Here is a 13,797-nt window from a genome sequence, read left to right as displayed (position 1 = left end):
ATTAATTTAATTACAAATTGATAAAACCGTAGAAGCTTCTACGGTTTTGTTTTATATAAAAATGTGTCTTTTTCAAAAAAAAAAATATTTTTGCACAATTAAATTAATTCATAAGAATTAGAATTATAGTTTCAATATAAAAAACACAATTAAATGAAAAAAATCTTTCTTACCTTATCGGTAAGCTGCTTTTCTGTGGCTTACTCTCAAAATTTAAATTTTACAGATTCTAAGTTTAAAGCTTTAATTTTAAGCTCCGCTACAAGCAATGATATTACAAAGGATGCCAACGGAAATCCTATTGCCGTAGATACAAACGGAGATGGGGAAATTCAGGTTTCGGAGGCGCAGCAGGTAAAAATACTTTCGATAAATCAGGATCCTAATCAAATGTATATTGATCCCAATGGCGACCCAAGCGATATAAATAACATCAATCTGGCTTATTATAACAGCCATTTACCTGATGGAATCACTGATGCATTGCTTTTCCCAAATGTAGAAGAATTATATATTGAGATTACAAAATCGGCCAATATCAGTTTTATTAACAATAGCAAAATAAGAAAGGTAAAAGGAAGACCACATTATTATGATGCTAACCAGCCAGGGCAGTATATTCCGTCTCCGATCAATCTTTCGTTTGATAGCTGCTCAGGGATTCAGAATATTGCAGATATAATAGCCTATCAAAGTTCTCTTAATCCATGGTCAACAGATGAGAATGTTTTGAAAATAAAGAACTGTACACAAATTAATGGTAATGCAATTATTGATCTGGCCGAGCTGACGGAAATATATATTGAAAATTCAAGTATCAGTACTTTAACATTCAATTCCTGCAAATTTTTAAAGAAAATATCTGTTCCCAATCTTAACAGCATTACAAAAATATCAATTTTAGGAAACACAGGAGCTAGTGCACCAAATTACATTAATCAGAATATTGAACTGATTGCCAACAACTGTACCAATCTTGAGGAAATTGTTGCAGATACGGATCATTATAATACCACAGGAGCTTATTTTACATCAGTTAATTTAAATGGCTGTACTTCTTTGAAAAAAATAAAAGGGCTTAACTCACCAACTGTTAATTTTTCAACAGCCGGACTGATTAATCTGGAAGAACTTGACTGTTCGTTTTATAACAGGAATGTTTATTATACTAATTCAACGACCTATTTTGGTGATCTCACTTCTCTGAATCTTTCAGGTTTGCCAAAACTTAAAGTATTAAAAGCTTTTAACCAGCCTATTACCAATACTGTTAATTTCACCGCAGCAACTGCTTTACAAAAAATTGACATTACTAATTCGTGCGGATACATGACGACCTTAAATGTGAGTAATCTGGCCAATCTTAATACTCTGAAATCAGATATAATTATTCAGTCCGGCTTATCGTCTGCTTCTCATTTTGATTTACAAAGTATCACTGCACAAAATTGTATTGCATTAACTGATTTACAGATCAATGGAAATTTTAATTTGAAAAGTTTAAATCTACAGAACTGTTCAGCCCTACAAACTTTAAATCTCCCTCCTGACAGTTCTACAATTCCTTCTTTTTCAAACCTGAACACTTTAAATATATTACAGTGTACAGCGCTTCAAAACCTGACCGTTACCAATACAAAAATCATGGAACTTATTGCATCCGACTGTATTGTACTTAATTCTCTTAATCTTAATAGTAATGCCAATCTTACTTATGCAAATATCAAAAACGGCTCTGTAGAAAATGCTTATTTTTCCAATAACAACAGTAATCTGTCTATGTGTGTAGATGCAGCACAATTAGTCCAGCTACAAAATACATTTCCCAATATTGCTTTCACTGCCAATTGTGGAGGGGGTGTTTTAAAGACAATAGATAATTTATTAACAAAAACCGACATCACAATTTCTCCTAACCCAGCAAAAGATTTCATTCAAGTAAAATCTTCGGATATCATTAAAAATATAAAATTATTTGATGGGCAGGGGAAAATAATATCAAATTGGAATTCCAGCCAAAACTTAGTCAGAATTGATTTATCTCCTTACCCGAATGGAGTTTATACAATTAAAATAACAGCAGGAGAAAAAGAAATATCAAAGAAAATAATAAAGGATTAATTCCAAACATTTTAAACAACAAAACCATAGAAATTTCTATGGTTTTTGTTTTATATTTGTTTAAAAGTTAAATTCTTAAAAATTCAGCTATGAAATTCGGACAAGTAGAAGACCCGTCGAAAATAGATTTCACGCTTCCTAAAGATCATTCCAGAACTAAGGAAATTTTGAACCAGAATAAAAAAGGACTTGAAAATATTTCCATCGGATGTGCAAAATGGAATAAAACCGATCTTAAAGGATTTTATCCTAAAGGAACCAAAGATGAGCTTACCTACTACGCCAAACAATTTAATTCTATTGAACTGAATGCCACTTTCTACGGAATGCCTACCCCTGAACAGGTGGCAGTCTGGAAAGAAAAAACGCCCGATAATTTTAAGTTTTTCCCAAAGATCACGAATACTGTTTCTCATTTCAGAAGACTGATTGATGTAACAGAACCGGTTACCCAATTTGCATCAGCTGTTATGAACTTTGACCAGAAATTAGGCATGGCTTTTCTACAGCTTCATGATAATTTCAAACCTAAGGATTATGACAGACTGGAGAAATTTGTGAAAGACTGGCCTAAAGAAGTTCCCCTGGCCATTGAGCTCCGCAATACCGAATGGTTTACTGACGAAGAGATTTTCAATACAACCTGTGAGCTTTTCGAAACTCATCATATTACAAATATTATAGTAGACACCGCAGGAAGAAGGGATATGCTTCATATGCGCCTTACCACACCCAACGCCTTTATAAGATATGTAGGTGCCAATGCAGAAAGTGATTACAACAGGCTGGATGACTGGATGCAGCATTTGACAAAGTGGAAAAAAGAAGGTCTTCAGAATGTCTATTTCTTTGTGCATCAGAATATTGAAAAAGCATCTCCCCTATTATCTGCCTACTTCATCAAAAAGATGAATGAAGAGTGGAAAACAGATATTCATATTCCGCAAATGGCTACTGATAATAACGGAACATTATTCTAACAGTAATGAAAATACATTCCATTTTTCAATAAATCCTGCAAAAAAGCTGTTTTTGTTGAAAAAATTTAGTAATTTAGGATATAACTGCTGTTCATAAAAAGAGCACGGTATTTTAAATACAAATGCCATGGAAAAAGAAATTTGCACAATCAGCATTGCCAGCAACTGGCTTGGTGACGAATATACATTTTATGAGGACCATAAAATAAAAAGGGTTTATGACAATCATAGCCTGAGCGTAAACCGTACGGAATGGCTGGAACCCCATCAGATAAACAAACAGAATAAAGATAAGCTGGTAAAAAGCTGTCCGGAAGAGTTCAAAGAAAAAATTATGCAGATCCTTGACTATCCATAAGTATAAGTAATGAGCAGTAAGTAATTTTTAAATATATTACCTACCGCTCATTGTTTATTTGTTTTTTCTCAGTAGCAGTACAAGGTTCAGGAAAAGCAGAAGAAAGTCTAAAGTAACCCAGATTCCCAGTTTTGCATTTTCATAATTATAAGCTTCAACCTGCTTTTTTGCGGTTTCCGAAAGTTTTACACTTTGGTTGATATAATTCTGAACTTCCACTATCTGGTCGATATTTTTATTCGGAACAGCGTGCTGGGAAAAGTAAACCATATTCTTTTTACCCAGATATCCTATGATCCAGTATTCATCAGACTGATCCATTTTGAGATACTCTATCCTGTAATATTCCGGACGGATTTTTCCGATATGTTTAGGTTCCAGGTTGCCGTTCTGAGCGGTATCCACTTTTATAAGGTAAAAATCCAGTGTCTGGGGAAGTTTATTAACAACCTGCAGCCCCACCGAATTGTCTACAAAACTTACCGCACTTTTTTTAATAAACCAATACGTAAAAGTTGAAATTGAAAAAACTACCGTAAGAATGCGAAACAGCTTTGCCCATTTTGCCATCCTTCCTGATTCTACTTTATATAAAACCAGAGAAAGAACACAAGCCCAGAAGATAACAAAAATGATAAATACCATACTGCAAAGATACTGATTTAAGATTTTTCAGGGGAATGTTAATCTACATTCCATTCTTTGTAAAACTGGTCAAGGAATCCAAGCATATAATCGTGTCTTTCCTGGGCCAACTCTTTTCCTTTTTGGGTATTCATCATATCTTTTAAAAGCAGGAGCTTTTCATAGAAATGATTAATTGTTGTGCCGTTGGATTTTTTATACTCATCTTTGGACATATTCAGGCTGGGCTTAATTTCAGGATCATACATGAGGTTATTTTTAAAGCCTCCGAAATTAAAGGTCCTTCCAATCCCAATAGCCCCGATAGCATCTATACGGTCTGCATCCTGAACAATTTTAAGTTCAACAGGCAGCTCAGCCGGCAACTCGCCTCTGTTTTTAAACGAAATATTTTTAATAATGAATAATACCTTTTCGATTATATCTTCAGGAACCTGCTGTTCTTCCAGAAATTCTCCTGCAATTTTCGGGGCTATAGTTTCATCTCCGTTATGAAACTTTGGGTCAGCAATATCGTGTAACAGCGCAGAAAATTCTACCACATCCTGATTACAGTTTTCTGTTTCTGCAATTTTTTTCGACAGTTTCCATACCCTTTCAATGTGGTACCAGTCATGTCCTGCTTCAGCGCCTTCCAATTTTTTCTTTACAAATTCTACGGTGTTTTCAATTGTACTCTTCATTGATCTGTCAATTCGTTTAAAATAATGTTCCAGAGTTTTTTATTATAGCTTCTAAAAAAATTGACATGTCCTATTTCTTTCTGGTCAGATTCGGATATTTTTACCAGCCTGTAGGAAGGCTTAAGGTTGGGATATGTATTGTTTAAAAGGCTTAATACTCCTTTTTCTGTCAGCCACACATCATCTTCCGCCCGGATTACAAACACTTTCTGGGTCAAATTTTTAGAATAGTCATCAATTTTCTCCAACAGTCTGTTGGTTGATTTCCTGTTTAAAATTAAGGTTCTCCAGTCATATGCACAATTTTTTGGAAGACTTTCTCCAAGTCCAAACCAATTGGCGGGGAAATAGCCTAACAATCCGGTAGTTAGTGGCTGGGCAATTCCAAATCCGAGATAAGCTTCTACTTTGGTCCTGAATTTCAGGTTTCCTACAAATGCATTCTGGGTTCCCACAAAAACGAATTCATCAAACATGGTTGAATCTTCATTCATTCCAAGAATCAGCGCACCTACAGAATGCCCCAGGCAGTATTTTTTATATTCCGGAAATTCTGTTTTGATATACCGGGTCAGCGTTTTATAATCTTCAGAACCCCAGATTCTCATGGAAGCCTTGAAACCTTTCATATTTTTCGGTTTTGAAAGCCCGATTCCCCTGTAATCATAGGAAATAACTGTAAACCCATGTTCTGAAAAGAAACGGGCAAACGAGAAATAGACCTGCTGTTTTACCCCTGTTGCAGAATTGATGAGAAGCAGCTTTCCGTTGCTTTTATCAGGCCTGAAAAGGTGAACCGCCAAAGGTATATAGTCTTTTGTGATAAGTTCCAGTTTTTCCATAGTTGTAAAAAGAAAAAATCCACTATAAAAGTGGAAATTTTACTTATATTTTTATGTTAAGTTTCTAAGTTTCGATATGTGGCAAATAGCTTTAGGAAAAGAAATCGGACATTCTAGGAAGTCCTGTTTGCGAGCCTTTACCTCCTGAAACCCTTGAAGAAACCTCGTTTCCGAATTTTACGCAGTCTTCAACAGAGTTCCCGTGGCAGAGTGCTATAGCAAATCCTGAAGTAAAAGCATCACCCATTCCCATTTTGTAAGCGGTTTCATCCTTGTCATTCCTATAGTACTTCATTTCTGTTCCGTCAAAATAGATGGTTGAATTGGTATCATCCCTTACAAAAACTTTATTGAAATATTTTTTCAGGATCTCTTCTCTTTTATCTTCCCCGAAAACAGTATGTAATTCACTGCTTTTTGCGATGATAAAATCTACGTTTTCGATAATTCCTTCGCTGATCCTCATTGCCGGTGAGGCATAAAGTCCTACTTTTTTACCATACTTTTTGGCTTTTCTTACCGTATACTCCACAACTTCCATAGCTACTTCAAGCTGAACAAGTATAAGATCTACCGTATGAAAATAACGGTCTGCTTCTTCTATATGCTGAATACTAAGGCGTTTGTTAGCTGCCGGAACTACTACGATAGCGGCATTTCCGTGGCTGGTCGTTACATATGCAGTGCCCGTGGATTCCATATCAGTTTCATGAACGAAACCTACATTGATTCCTTCACCTACAAGGTTTCGCATGATCTGCTGCCCCAAAGGGTCCATTCCTACACATCCTATAAAATAAACGCTGGCACCAAGTCTAGCGGTTCCTACTGCCTGATTGGCACCTTTTCCACCGAAATAACTGTCTGAATTAACGGCTAAAACGGTTTCATTGGTTTGAGGGATTTTTTCAGTTTCTAAAACCAGATCGATTGAAGAGCTTCCTACAACAATAATTTTGGGTTGTTCTGATGAGAAATTCATTGGTGTTTTTATGTTAGTTTAATATAATATATTGAAAAATAAGTTTCAAAAGTAACTAATTTAATTAACTTATTTCAATAAATTCAGTAATTATCTTCACAGGTTTGTGATCTTTATCATAAGCAATATAGCTGGCATAAAAGCCTTCACCGTATCCTGTTTCAAAGGCAAAAATAGTACCGGGATGATCTCCGGCCGGCTTTAGAAAAGCATACTGATCTATAGCTCCTTTCTCATCAAAGAAATAATCATGAAAAAATTCTTCATATATTCCCATGAAATCTACTCCTTTACTATGGTATAATCTTTTTTCAAGTTCGTTAAGGCTGTTCTGGGTATCTGCATCCATAAGGCATCCCATCCCGCTTTCCACAGGGTACCCGAAAACTTCTTCTTCAGCAAGGTCTTTTACGTCCTGACCTTCTGTAACAGCCATTTTCCATTCGGCAATTGCTGTATTACTGAAAATAACCTCTGCATAGGCTACACAGTTGCTTTCTCTTTCTTTATGCAGTAAAACAGAAAAATTCCCTTTCGGAAATTCTGTAGAAAACGGCAGCATATCGTTGGTGATGAGGGGATCACAGGCAACGAGCTTTCCGCTTGAAAGGTAGAGTTTCCCAACTTCAAAGCTCTCTAATAAAGGGCTTTCTACAAAGTTTTTTGAGAATAGTTTTTTTATGTTTTCTATGTGTGTCATTTAATTTTTGTTGTTTAAACTGTGTCAGGCTGAGCGGAGTCGAAGCCTTCTTTTTTTTCAAAATTATCCGAGTGACTTTTATTTTGGCAAACAGATAATTCTTTCAGCTTTTCCCAATTATCATTGATAATGGCTTCTTTTTTCTTTCGGCTCCATCCTTTTACTTGATTTTCAAATAAAATAGCCTGAGTAACATCATTAAATTCACAAAAGAAGACTAGTTCAACCGGTCTTCTTTTGTGAGTATAACTTTCAGGAAATCTTCCAGACTGATGCTGAGCCAATCTGGTCTCAATATTATGAGTAACTCCTGTATAGTAAGAGCCATCGGAACATTTTAAAATATATACAAAGTATTGTTTCATTTTAAGATGACAGGCTTCGACTCCGCTCAGCCTGACATTCCGACAAACTTACTATCTATCTTTTATATTTACAAACTTTTCAGTTTCTCTTCCAAAATAGCAATTTTATCCTGAGCATCTTTTTGTTTCTGGCGCTCTACTTCTACAACTTCGGGTTTGGCATTCGCTACAAACTTTTCATTGGAAAGTTTTTTATCTACAGAAGTTAAAAATCCTTTTAAATATTTTAGCTCTTCTTCAGTTTTCTTTTTCTCTTCACCCAAATCCAGGTTTTCACTTAAAGGAATAGAAACTTCAGTTGCACCAACAAGGAATGTAAAGCTTGGCTTATCCGTTTTTGCTCCGAAATGAATTTCGGAAACATTTGCCAGTTTTTTAATTACGGATTCGTTTGCAAATTCTGAAGCATTTGTGTAGATCTCAACAGTTTCTTTTGGAGAAATTCCTTTCGTCTGACGGTAATTTCTAACTCCTGAGATCAATTCTCCTGCAGTTTCAAAGTTTTTAATGATCTCTTCATTAAAGGCTCCTTCTTTTTTCTGCTGGGCAATAATTAATGCATCTTCTGTGTTTCTTTCCGAAATAGTCTGCCATAGTTCCTCTGTTAAGAAAGGCATGAACGGATGGAGCAATTTCATTAGCTCTTCAAAGAAATATATTGTTTTTTGATAAACTTCTTTAGAAATTCCTTCTCCATAATTTGGTTTGATTGCTTCCAGGTACCAACCGCAAAAATCGTCTTTAACTAATTTTTGAATTAAATGTAAAGCATCTGAAATTCTGAATTTCCCGAATTGGTCATTAATTTCAGAAATCGATTTATTCAATTGATTTTCAAACCATTCTATTGTTTGAGTTTCGGTTGAATTAACCAGCTTATCTTCATGACTCCACATATTGATCAATCGGAAAGCATTCCAAATTTTTGTTCCGAAATTTCTTCCCAGGTCACAAAGCGGAGAAGTATAAATAGCATCTTTCCCTTCTTCCATCCTTTGTTTTATCTGCTTTTCAGTTAAAACATTTCCTTCTTCGTCAATTTGCTCAGAATCGAATTTTAAATCATTTCCAGCTGCTGAACTCATCATAATTCCCACTCTTACAGCATCAGCTCCATAACGTTCTATTAAATCTAATGGATCTGGTGAATTCCCAAGCGATTTGGACATTTTTCTGCCAATCTTATCCCTTACAATCCCCGTAAAATAAACGTTTTTGAACGGTACTTCTTTTCTGTATTCCAATCCGGCCATAATCATTCTGGCTACCCAGAAGAAAATAATATCCGGACCCGTAACAAGGTCGGAAGTTGGATAGTAATAATTGATATCTTTATTTTCAGGATCAAGCAGACCATCGAATACAGATATTGGCCATAACCATGATGAAAACCATGTATCAAGAGCATCTTCGTCCTGTTTCAGATCAGATATTCCGAGACTCGAATTTCCTGTTTTTTCTTTAGCCAGAGCCAAAGCATCTTCGATATTTTCCGCAACTACAAAATCATTTTCACCATCTCCGTAGTAGAATGCAGGGATCTGCTGTCCCCACCAAAGCTGGCGGGAAATATTCCAGTCGCGGATGTTTTCCATCCAGTGCTTGTAGGTATTTTTAAACTTCTCAGGATAGAATTTCACCTCATCATCCATTACCACATCCAAAGCCGGCTTGGCAATTTCAGACATTTTTAAAAACCACTGAACAGAAACTTTAGGTTCAATAACGGCTCCTGTTCTTTCTGAAGTTCCTACTTTGTTCACATAATCTTCTGCTTTTAACAAAAGATCTTTTTCTTCCAGTTCTTTCGCGATCTGTTTTCTTACGTCAAACCTATTTTTACCTGCGTAGTGCAAGCCGTGTTCATTCAGGTTTCCGTCATCATCCAAAGCATCGATCATTTTCAACTGATGTTTCTGTCCTAGCTCATAGTCATTGGTATCGTGGGCCGGTGTAATTTTCAATGCCCCGGTTCCGAATTCTATATCTACATATTCATCTTCTATAATAGGAATTACCCTGTCTACAATCGGTACAATTACATTTTTACCTTTAAGATGGGCATATCTTTCGTCATTAGGATTGATACATACCGCTGTATCCCCGAAAATAGTCTCGGGACGTGTGGTAGCTACGGAAAGGAATTCTTCCGAACCTTCAATTTTATATTTAAGGAAGTACAGTTTTCCGTTCTGTTCTTTAAAGATTACTTCTTCATCAGAAATATTGGTCTTTGCTTCGGGATCCCAATTTACCATTCTGTAGCCTCTGTAGATCAATCCTTTATTGTATAGATCTACGAAACTTTTGATTACCTGCTGGGAAAGTTTTTCTTCCATTGTAAAGCGGGTTCTGTCCCAATCACATGAACAACCTAATTTTTTCAGCTGCTCAAGAATGGTTCCTCCATATTTATCGGTCCATTCCCAGGCATGCTTTAAAAATTCTTCACGGGTAATATCTGATTTATTGACTCCTTCGGATTTCAGTTTAGCAACAACTTTGGCTTCAGTGGCAATTGAAGCGTGGTCTGTGCCCGGAATCCAGCAGGCATTAAAGCCCTGCATTCTTGCACGGCGGACGAGAACATCTTGAATGGTATTGTTCAGCATATGTCCCATGTGTAATATCCCCGTTACGTTTGGCGGAGGAATTACCACAGTATATGGTGGTTTGTCATTAGGCTCTGAATGGAAGTATTTGTTCTCCATCCAGAAATTGTACCATTTCTGTTCAGTCTCCTGTGGATTGTACTTTTCTGAAATCTGCATAAATTCTATTTCTTTTGCTTACAATTTGCAAAAATAGTCTAAAGAAAAAAAATTTTAAGTATGAATTAAAATAATTTTTAACTTTGTTTCTCAAAATTTATCTAACAAACATATTAACATTCAAGAATATGAAAAAATTAATTGCAGGAATTGCATTATTTGGAACATTTGCATTGGCATCTGCACAAACAATTACGTTTGACAAGACTACTTTCGACTATGGTACTATTAAACCAAGTGCTGATGGTACAAGATTCTTTACAGTAACGAATACAGGTGACAAGCCTCTGATCCTTTCTAACGTAAAGCCTTCTTGCGGATGTACTACGCCTGAGTTCAGCCAGGACCCTATCATGCCAGGAAAGTCTGCTAAGATTAAAGTAGGTTATAACACTGCTATTAACGGACCTTTCAATAAAATGATCGAGGTTTTCTCTAATGACCCCGCCAACAGCAGAAGCGTAATTTACATCAAAGGTAATGTTGACGCTAATGCTCCTGAGCCGAAGCCATTAACAGCTGAAGAACAAAAAGCAGCAGCAAAAGCTGAAAAGAAAGCTGCTAAACTTGCTAAAAAAGCTGCCGCAAAGTAATCTCTACTAAAAAATAAAAGAACCGTCTTCCATGAAGGCGGTTTTTTTATTACATTTAGATTAAAATACAATCAGTTTATGGATACTAATTTTTCAGATGATTTCCTGATAAAAGGAAAATTTTCAATAAAAAAGACTTCAACAGAATATAAAGGAAAACTTACAAAAGAAGAAGGAGAACAATTATTAAGTGCGGAAAAAGAAAAGCTACGCGAATTACAGGAAAAACTTTATGCAGATGGCAGCAAGTCTTTGCTTGTAGTACTTCAGGCGATGGATGCGGCAGGAAAAGACAGCTTGATAGAGCATGTTTTCGGAGGTGTAAATCCGCAGGGCTGCAGTGTTACCAGCTTTAAAGCCCCAAGTTCTAAAGAATATTCACACGATTTTATCTGGAGGCATTATCTGGCTTTACCGCAGAAAGGAATGATCGGCATTTTTAACCGGTCTCATTATGAAAGTGTGCTGGTTTGTAAAGTTCATCCAGAATACAACCTCAGTGAGAAAACATGGTCTTCCGTAAAGGATTTTGACGATAAATTCTGGGAAAACAGATATGAAAGCATCCGAAATTTTGAAAAACACCTTTCACAGAATGGAACAACCATCGTTAAAATATTTTTGAATGTTTCCAAGGACGAGCAGAAGAAAAGACTGTTAGACAGAATAGAGGAGCAGGAAAAAAACTGGAAATTCTCTGCTGGGGATCTTCCTGAAAGAGCACTTTTCCCTCAATATATGGAAGCTTATGAAGAAGCTATCAACGAAACTTCAAAAGATTATGCTCCATGGTATGTACTTCCTGCAGACAATAAATGGTTTGCAAGAGTAGCTGCTATACAGATCATTATTGATACCCTTGAAAAGATGGATCTGAGATATCCTCAAATTGGAGAAAAGGAAAAAGCAGAGCTTGATGAAGCTAAAAAGATTCTTGAAAATGAGTAATCAAGAAACGTAAATGATCATGATTAAGTAGTAATACACAATTTATCAAAAGGAAAACTTTGACGTAGTTTTTAAATATCAAAAGCGGAGAACAATCTCCGCTTTTATTTATTTTTGAATATAATATCTTTAAAAATCACGAGAAAATCTATAAGCCGGATTTTGTGCTTCCGAAGAAGTGCCTGTTATTTATCTGCGTCTTACATTACTGCAAAACTTGAGCTGATTACCCCTCGGCTTTCAGGACGAGCCGCCCCTATTTTCATTACTGAAAAGAACCGATATACTTACCATTGCACCGCAAAGAGTTTACCTGGTTTCACTACAGCCGAACTGTACCTGCTTTCTGTTGCACTTGTCCTACCCTCACGGGTGACGGATGTTATCCGCTTTGCTGCTCTATGGTGTCCGGACTTTCCTACCCCTGCCGAAACAGGAATCAACAAGCCGACTTTCTCGTGGCCGCAAAGATACAATTTAATGTAACAATTTACCTATGTAAACAGTTTAACAATATAAAAATATGCTGTTTTTCGGATTGCTATATTGGTAAATTATTAAATTGTTAGATTGAGATTTTGTCGTTATCTTCGTGCAACAAAATTACACATCTACATTGGCTTCAAAGGAAAAGGAATTTGCGCAGCTTATTAAAGATAATCAGGGCCTGATTATTAAAGTTTCGCGCCTGTATACCAATTCTCTTGAAGATGAAGAAGATCTTTTCCAGGAAATTGTTCTCCAACTCTGGAGAAGCTATGATTCCTTCAAAGGGAACTCTAAAATTTCTACGTGGATGTACCGTGTAGCCCTTAATACAGCCATTACTCTTTTCAGAAAAAAAAGTAAAAGCCTTCCTACGAATGAACTGGACATCAATCACAGGGATTTTGTAGAGGATGATGACGAAAAGCAGCAGCAGATCTCGCTTCTGTACACCGTGATTAAAACGCTTCCCAACGTAGAAAGAGCAATTGTAATGATGTATCTGGATGATTTGCCTTACAAGGATATTGCAGAAAACCTCGGGATTACCGAAGTAAATGCACGTGTGAAAATGAACAGATTAAAGAAAACCCTTAAAGAACAGATGCAAAAATATGCCTGATTTTGATTTAGACAGCTTTAAGAAAACGTGGCAGGAGCAACCTGTTCAGCCGAAATACGACAGTAATGAAATCCTTCAGATGCTGAACAGAAAATCACGAAATTATGTGAAATATATTTTCTGGATCAGTGTGGCAGAATTTTTATTCTTTTCTGTTCTTGGACTATTTTATTTCTTTCAGGATGAGGAATCGGACAGCTTCCGCAAGATACTGGAAAAACTGGGAGCCCAGAAATCCCCTGAAATAGAGACTAATTTCGATCATGCTTATTTGTCCATAAAAATTTTAAGCCTTTTAATTACAGCTTATTTTGTTTTTAAATTTTATCAGAACTACCGTAAAATAAAAATTGAGGAAAATCTCAAGGGCCTTATTATAAGAATCATTAAATTCAAGAAAACGGTCAATGCTTTTATCCTGATCAGTATTGCCCTGCTTGTGGCTTTTACATTTGTGTTTACAGCCTTTATTTTCTATGCATTAAATTCCCAGAATGTGCGGCCTGATAACACCAACCTGATTATCGTTATCATCGGGATTATTGTAAGCACGGTATTATGTGTGCTCCTGATCTGGCTTTATTACAGGCTTGTGTACGGAATTATCATCAGAAAACTGGACAGAAATTTAAAACAGCTTAAAGACATAGATTCCCAGGAAAATTAGGATAAACAGGCATCAATTCAAGATTTTTCATTAA

Annotated in this window: 14 protein-coding genes and 1 other RNA gene; 7 read left to right on the top strand and 8 right to left on the bottom strand. The window is 36.1% G+C overall.

Annotation, left to right across the window (positions count from 1 at the left end):
• Nucleotides 1-153 precede the first annotated feature (153 nt).
• From HNP36_RS17835 to HNP36_RS17825, 3 genes are all read left to right on the top strand, one after another.
• Nucleotides 154-2,121 carry a T9SS type A sorting domain-containing protein gene (locus HNP36_RS17835; RefSeq protein WP_184166088.1) on the top strand — a complete coding sequence of 656 codons (1,968 nt, stop codon included), beginning with the start codon at nucleotides 154-156 and terminating at the stop codon, nucleotides 2,119-2,121.
• Between the two features lie 89 nt (nucleotides 2,122-2,210).
• The gene (locus tag HNP36_RS17830) at nucleotides 2,211-3,101 is read left to right on the top strand and encodes a DUF72 domain-containing protein (RefSeq protein ID WP_184166091.1); all 891 of its coding nucleotides are present in this window, start codon (nucleotides 2,211-2,213) and stop codon (nucleotides 3,099-3,101) included.
• Nucleotides 3,102-3,228: 127 nt separating this feature from the next.
• Nucleotides 3,229-3,459, top strand: a complete 231-nt coding sequence (locus tag HNP36_RS17825) for a hypothetical protein (RefSeq protein WP_184166094.1) — start codon at nucleotides 3,229-3,231, stop codon at nucleotides 3,457-3,459.
• A 54-nt stretch (nucleotides 3,460-3,513) separates the two neighbouring features.
• Here HNP36_RS17825 and HNP36_RS17820 read toward each other — a convergent pair whose 3' ends face one another.
• From HNP36_RS17820 to HNP36_RS17790, 7 genes are all read right to left on the bottom strand, one after another.
• Nucleotides 3,514-4,104, bottom strand: a complete 591-nt coding sequence (locus HNP36_RS17820; RefSeq protein ID WP_184166097.1) for a hypothetical protein — start codon at nucleotides 4,102-4,104, stop codon at nucleotides 3,514-3,516.
• A gap of 38 nt (nucleotides 4,105-4,142) precedes the next feature.
• Nucleotides 4,143-4,787: an HD domain-containing protein gene (locus HNP36_RS17815; protein WP_184166100.1), complete on the bottom strand. Its 645-nt coding sequence runs from the start codon at nucleotides 4,785-4,787 to the stop codon at nucleotides 4,143-4,145.
• Nucleotides 4,784-5,629: a serine aminopeptidase domain-containing protein gene (locus HNP36_RS17810; protein ID WP_184166103.1), complete on the bottom strand. Its 846-nt coding sequence runs from the start codon at nucleotides 5,627-5,629 to the stop codon at nucleotides 4,784-4,786. The genes HNP36_RS17815 and HNP36_RS17810 overlap by 4 nt, the downstream gene beginning before the upstream one ends.
• Nucleotides 5,630-5,720: 91 nt before the next feature.
• Nucleotides 5,721-6,611: a ribokinase gene (locus HNP36_RS17805; protein WP_184166106.1), complete on the bottom strand. Its 891-nt coding sequence runs from the start codon at nucleotides 6,609-6,611 to the stop codon at nucleotides 5,721-5,723.
• A gap of 64 nt (nucleotides 6,612-6,675) precedes the next feature.
• Entirely contained in the window at nucleotides 6,676-7,311 is a 636-nt protein-coding gene (locus tag HNP36_RS17800; protein ID WP_184166109.1) for a DUF4241 domain-containing protein, read from the bottom strand.
• Nucleotides 7,312-7,325: 14 nt separating this feature from the next.
• Nucleotides 7,326-7,676, bottom strand: coding sequence for a GIY-YIG nuclease family protein (locus HNP36_RS17795; RefSeq protein WP_184166112.1), 351 nt, complete (start codon nucleotides 7,674-7,676; stop codon nucleotides 7,326-7,328).
• Nucleotides 7,677-7,744: 68 nt separating this feature from the next.
• Nucleotides 7,745-10,447 carry a valine--tRNA ligase gene (locus HNP36_RS17790; protein ID WP_184166128.1) on the bottom strand — a complete coding sequence of 901 codons (2,703 nt, stop codon included), beginning with the start codon at nucleotides 10,445-10,447 and terminating at the stop codon, nucleotides 7,745-7,747.
• A 128-nt stretch (nucleotides 10,448-10,575) separates the two neighbouring features.
• On the opposite strand from HNP36_RS17790, the gene HNP36_RS17785 reads away from it, so the two are divergent.
• Together HNP36_RS17785 and HNP36_RS17780 are read left to right on the top strand one after the other, a co-directional pair.
• Nucleotides 10,576-11,040 carry a DUF1573 domain-containing protein gene (locus HNP36_RS17785; protein ID WP_040997965.1) on the top strand — a complete coding sequence of 155 codons (465 nt, stop codon included), beginning with the start codon at nucleotides 10,576-10,578 and terminating at the stop codon, nucleotides 11,038-11,040.
• A gap of 78 nt (nucleotides 11,041-11,118) precedes the next feature.
• Nucleotides 11,119-11,988 carry a polyphosphate kinase 2 family protein gene (locus HNP36_RS17780; protein ID WP_184166129.1) on the top strand — a complete coding sequence of 290 codons (870 nt, stop codon included), beginning with the start codon at nucleotides 11,119-11,121 and terminating at the stop codon, nucleotides 11,986-11,988.
• Between the two features lie 135 nt (nucleotides 11,989-12,123).
• On the opposite strand, the gene rnpB is transcribed toward HNP36_RS17780, so the two are convergent.
• Nucleotides 12,124-12,447: RNase P RNA component class A (gene rnpB / locus HNP36_RS17775), an RNA gene on the bottom strand.
• 157 nt (nucleotides 12,448-12,604) lie between these two features.
• Between rnpB and HNP36_RS17770 the strand changes: the two genes are divergently transcribed.
• Together HNP36_RS17770 and HNP36_RS17765 are read left to right on the top strand one after the other, a co-directional pair.
• A complete protein-coding gene (locus HNP36_RS17770; protein WP_184166130.1) occupies nucleotides 12,605-13,096 on the top strand; it encodes an RNA polymerase sigma factor in 492 nt (163 codons plus the stop codon).
• Entirely contained in the window at nucleotides 13,089-13,763 is a 675-nt protein-coding gene (locus HNP36_RS17765) for a beta-carotene 15,15'-monooxygenase (RefSeq protein WP_184166131.1), read from the top strand. The genes HNP36_RS17770 and HNP36_RS17765 overlap by 8 nt, the downstream gene beginning before the upstream one ends.
• The last annotated feature ends 34 nt before the right edge of the window (nucleotides 13,764-13,797 follow it).

The organism is Chryseobacterium shigense, from assembly GCF_014207845.1.
Classification (GTDB): domain Bacteria; phylum Bacteroidota; class Bacteroidia; order Flavobacteriales; family Weeksellaceae; genus Chryseobacterium; species Chryseobacterium shigense_A.
Note: the sequence above shows the minus strand (reverse complement) of the source record. Positions and strands in the feature narration are given on the sequence as shown.

Bases quoted from the DNA above. Each gene is read 5' to 3' on its own strand.
- HNP36_RS17805 (WP_184166106.1), bottom strand. From the start codon at position 6,611: ATGAATTTCTCATCAGAACAACCCAAAATTATTGTTGTAGGAAGCTCT.
- HNP36_RS17830 (WP_184166091.1), top strand. From the start codon at position 2,211: ATGAAATTCGGACAAGTAGAAGACCCGTCGAAAATAGATTTCACGCTT.
- HNP36_RS17795 (WP_184166112.1), bottom strand. From the start codon at position 7,676: ATGAAACAATACTTTGTATATATTTTAAAATGTTCCGATGGCTCTTAC.
- HNP36_RS17825 (WP_184166094.1), top strand. From the start codon at position 3,229: ATGGAAAAAGAAATTTGCACAATCAGCATTGCCAGCAACTGGCTTGGT.
- HNP36_RS17790 (WP_184166128.1), bottom strand. From the start codon at position 10,447: ATGCAGATTTCAGAAAAGTACAATCCACAGGAGACTGAACAGAAATGG.
- HNP36_RS17800 (WP_184166109.1), bottom strand. From the start codon at position 7,311: ATGACACACATAGAAAACATAAAAAAACTATTCTCAAAAAACTTTGTA.
- HNP36_RS17785 (WP_040997965.1), top strand. From the start codon at position 10,576: ATGAAAAAATTAATTGCAGGAATTGCATTATTTGGAACATTTGCATTG.
- HNP36_RS17810 (WP_184166103.1), bottom strand. From the start codon at position 5,629: ATGGAAAAACTGGAACTTATCACAAAAGACTATATACCTTTGGCGGTT.
- HNP36_RS17780 (WP_184166129.1), top strand. From the start codon at position 11,119: ATGGATACTAATTTTTCAGATGATTTCCTGATAAAAGGAAAATTTTCA.
- HNP36_RS17815 (WP_184166100.1), bottom strand. From the start codon at position 4,787: ATGAAGAGTACAATTGAAAACACCGTAGAATTTGTAAAGAAAAAATTG.
- HNP36_RS17765 (WP_184166131.1), top strand. From the start codon at position 13,089: ATGCCTGATTTTGATTTAGACAGCTTTAAGAAAACGTGGCAGGAGCAA.
- HNP36_RS17820 (WP_184166097.1), bottom strand. From the start codon at position 4,104: ATGGTATTTATCATTTTTGTTATCTTCTGGGCTTGTGTTCTTTCTCTG.
- HNP36_RS17835 (WP_184166088.1), top strand. From the start codon at position 154: ATGAAAAAAATCTTTCTTACCTTATCGGTAAGCTGCTTTTCTGTGGCT.